The organism is Rhodoferax sp. (genome assembly GCF_028715765.1).
In the GTDB taxonomy this organism is placed as follows: Bacteria; Pseudomonadota; Gammaproteobacteria; order Burkholderiales; family Burkholderiaceae_C; genus Rhodoferax.
This window is the reverse complement of sequence record NZ_JAQURE010000093.1, coordinates 1-3,994: the sequence shown is the minus strand read 5'-3', so window position 1 is coordinate 3,994 and position 3,994 is coordinate 1. Positions and strand designations below refer to the sequence as shown.

At 57.1% G+C, this 3,994-nt stretch carries 4 protein-coding genes; all 4 read left to right on the top strand.

Annotated elements, in window-relative coordinates; translation table 11 throughout:
* The coding region (locus PHT20_RS16355) for a sterol desaturase family protein (RefSeq protein WP_301021366.1) at positions 1-359 on the top strand (359 nt) is incomplete at its 5' end.
* A 30-nt stretch (positions 360-389) separates the two neighbouring features.
* Positions 390-1,280, top strand: a complete 891-nt coding sequence (locus tag PHT20_RS16350) for an EI24 domain-containing protein (RefSeq protein ID WP_301021365.1) — start codon at positions 390-392, stop codon at positions 1,278-1,280.
* Positions 1,249-2,085 (top strand): molybdopterin-binding protein, encoded by an 837-nt coding sequence (locus tag PHT20_RS16345; protein WP_301021364.1) that lies wholly within the window; start codon positions 1,249-1,251, stop codon positions 2,083-2,085. Before PHT20_RS16350 ends, PHT20_RS16345 begins: the two co-directional genes overlap by 32 nt.
* Before the next feature lie 222 nt (positions 2,086-2,307).
* A complete protein-coding gene (glnA, locus tag PHT20_RS16340) occupies positions 2,308-3,723 on the top strand; it encodes a type I glutamate--ammonia ligase (protein ID WP_300083817.1) in 1,416 nt (471 codons plus the stop codon).
* Positions 3,724-3,994: the final 271 nt, after the last annotated feature.

The window sequence follows — 3,994 nt, the reverse complement described above, 5'->3', positions numbered from 1 at the left end:
TTGCGCCGGGGCAGTTTGTGGCGATTGTGGCGTTCACCCAGCTCAGCGAGAGTTTTCAGCATGCCAATGTGCGGCTGTGGTTTGGCCGGGTGGGTGAGCGGCTGTGGATCAGTCCGCGTTTTCACCGCTTGCACCATGCGGCGGGCATTGGCCACGAGTCTGGCGCGCCACAAACCCTGGGTGGACACAACTTTGGTGTGCTGTTGCCGTGGTGGGACATGTGGTTTGGCACCGCCAACTTTGAGGTCCGTTTTGACCCCACCGGGGTGCGCGACCAGCTGGAGCAGGGGCGCGATTACGGCCAGGGGTTTTGGTCCCAGCAGCGCTTGGGTGTGTTGCGGCTGTTGGGTCGCGCCTAGGTTTTTTAACGCCTGCGGTATGCTTCCAACATGACCTTGTTGTTTGATTCTTTTTGGCGCGCGGTGGCGTATTGCCTGCACCCACGGGTGCTGCTGCTGTCGCTGCTGCCCTTGATGTTGCTGGCCGTGCTCTCGCTTGGGCTGGGTTATGTGTATTGGGATGCGGCGCTCGAAGTGGTGCGCCAGTGGCTGCAGGCCTCCGCCATGGTTGACAGTATGTCCAGCTGGCTGGCAGCTTTTGGCGTGGGCAAGCTGGATGTCGTGTTGGCACCGCTGATTGTGATTTTTGCCGTCACGCCGTTGATTGTGGTGGTGTCTTTGCTGGCGGTGGCTTTGCTGATGACGCCAGCCTTGACGGCTTGGGTGGCAGAGAAGCGTTTCCCGGCTTTGGTGCGCCTCAAGGGCGGCTCGTTTTGGGGCAGTTTGGGCTGGTCGCTGTTGTCCACGCTGCTGGCGCTGGTGGCCATGCTGGTGTCTTTGCCCCTGTGGCTGATTCCCCCTTTGATTTTGATCATTCCGCCGCTGATCTGGGGTTGGCTCACCTACCGGGTGATGGCCTTTGATGCGCTGGCCGAGCACGCCAGTCAGGCTGAGCGCCGTGAGATTTTTCGCCGTTACCGGTTCAGCTTGCTTGGCATTGGTGTGTTTTGCGGTTACCTGGGAGCGGCACCTGGGTTGATCTGGGCTTCTGGGGCGTTGTTGGCCGCTGCTTTTGTGGTGCTGGTGCCCTTGGCCATCTGGATTTATGCCTGGGTGTTTGCCTTGTCATCACTTTGGTTTGCGCATTTTTGCTTGGCCGCGTTGCAGCAGCTGCGCCTGGAGCATGTGCCTGCGCCAGCCTCTGGCATGGAAGTCATTGATCTGGATTCTTCACCCTCAGCCCCGCCCCATGACCCCCTCAAATTGCCCAACTCCCACTGAAGCCCGTCCCCATTTTGGTTTGATCATCATTGGCGATGAAATTTTGTCTGGCAAGCGTGCGGACAAACACTTGCCCAAAGTCATCGAGTTGCTCAAAGCCCGTGGCCTGTCGTTGGCCTATGCCGACTATGTGGGTGATGAGCCCACGCGCATCACCGCCGCTTTGAAACGGGCGTTTGCCTCAGGCGATGTGGTGTTTTCAACTGGCGGCATTGGCGCCACCCCAGACGACCACACCCGCCAATGCGCTGCCCAAGCCCTGGGGCGAGAACTGCACTTGCACCCCCTGGCCAAGGCCTTGATCGAGCAGCGCATGCAAGACGTGGCGCTGGAGCAAGGCAAGGTCTATGACCCCAGCCAGGCCGACAACCTGCACCGCCTGAACATGGGCGTTTTTCCGCAAGGTGCCGAGATCATTCCCAACCCCTACAACAAAATTCCCGGCTTCAGTGTGGGCCGGGTGCATTTTGTGCCCGGCTTCCCGGTGATGGCCTGGCCGATGGTCGAATGGGTGCTTGACACCCACTACCGTGAGTTTTTCACCTCACAAGCCTGGCTGGAACGCTCTTTGATTGTGTTTGGTGCCATGGAGGCCACCCTGACTCCACTGATGCAAACCCTGGAACACACTCATCCCGGTGTCAAGGTGTTTAGCCTGCCCAGCGTGGATCACCCTGAATATGGCCGCCATATTGAGCTGGGTGTCAAAGGCGCCCCTGACGCGGTGGCCGCTGCCTTTGCAGACATGTTGACCGGATTGGCGCCATTCCAGCTCAAATACGGCCCTGAATTGGTGCGTAATTAAGTTTTTCGCCTCTAAATGCACTTTAGTAGTGCATTTGGTTCATCTCATCGGCCATTGCAGGCACTGAATTTAAACCGAATGCTGCGCCGTGCGGCTTAAACGGCATGAACTCAAGGCAGAATAGCCGCTTTGACACATCGGGCTGAATCCCACCTGATCTGGCACAAAAACTGCATTCCTCACCAAGAACCCTTTTCTACAACGACCCTACTGGAGTTATGAATGACTAAGACCGTCGCAGACGTGATGAAGATGGTGCAAGACAACGAAGTCAAGTTTGTTGACTTTCGCTTCACCGATACCCGTGGCAAAGAACAACACGTGACCGTGCCAATTTCTGCCTTTGATGAAGACAAATTTTCCTCTGGTCATGCGTTTGACGGCTCGTCTGTCGCAGGTTGGAAAGGCATTGAAGCCTCAGACATGCAACTCATGCCTGACCCCAACACCGCCAACATTGACCCGTTTTTTGAAGAAACCACGCTGTTTTTGCAATGCGATGTGGTCGAACCTGGTGATGGCAAGGCCTATGACCGCGACCCCCGCTCGATTGCCAACCGTGCTGAAGCCTACCTGAAGGCCTCTGGCTTGGGTGACACCGCTTACTTTGGCCCCGAGCCAGAGTTCTTCATTTTTGATGGCGTGCGTTGGAGCAACGAGCCTGGCAATGTGATGTTTGCCATTGAAGAATACGAAGCCCCCTGGAACAGCGGCAAGCAGCTCGAAGGCGGCAACCGCGGTCACCGCCCCACCGTGAAAGGCGGCTACTTTCCCGTGCCCCCAGTGGACAGCACGCAAGACATGCGCGCCGAAATGTCGCTCATCCTTGAATCTTTGGGCATCCCGGTTGAAGTGTTCCACCACGAAGTGGCCGGCGCTGGCCAAAACGAAATTGGCACCAAGTTCAGCACCCTGGTGCAGCGCGCTGACTGGACGCAGGTCTTGAAATACGTGGTGTGGAATGTGGCCAACGCCTACGGCAAAACCGCCACCTTCATGCCCAAGCCCTACGCCGGTGACAACGGCTCTGGCATGCACGTGCACCAGTCGATCTGGAAAGACGGCAAGAACCTGTTTGCCGGCGACGGCTATGCCGGTTTGAGCGACTTTGCGCTGTACTACATTGGCGGCATCATCAAGCACGCTCGCGCCCTGAACGCCATCACCAACCCCGGTACCAACAGCTACAAGCGCCTGGTGCCTGGTTTTGAAGCGCCCGTGAAGCTGGCTTACTCAGCACGCAACCGTTCGGCCTCGATCCGCATTCCGCACGTGGCCAACCCCAAGGGCCGCCGCATCGAAGCGCGCTTCCCTGACCCATCTTCCAACCCCTACCTGTGCTTCTCGGCACTCATGATGGCCGGTTTGGATGGCGTGGAAAACAAAATCCATCCGGGTGAAGCCGCCACCAAAGACTTGTACCACTTGCCGCCAGAAGAAGACAAGTTGGTGCCCACCGTGTGTCACAGCCTGGATCAAGCGCTGGACTACCTTGACAACGACCGCGGTTTCTTGACCAAAGGCGGCGTCTTCTCTGACTCCATGCTCGATGCCTACATTGAGCTCAAAATGGGTGAAGTGCAACGCTTCCGCATGGCTCCCCACCCGGTTGAGTACGACATGTATTACTCACTGTAAATTCCTTTTCGGCTTGTCTTGGGCAAGCTGCAAAGTGAATGAGGGACAGCTTCGGCTGTCCCTTTTTTGTTTCCTGATAGCGGTGCTGTCCTTATGGGACACTCATGGTGTTTCACGTTAAAAGGCAGGGTATGAACATCAGACTTATTTTTTGCACACTGGCTGGGTTGGGGGCACTGCATGCCCCGGTGTGGGCGCAAGACCGCATTTACCGTTGTGGCAACGAATACACCAACAACGTCACCCCGGCTCAGGCTAAAAACTGCAAATT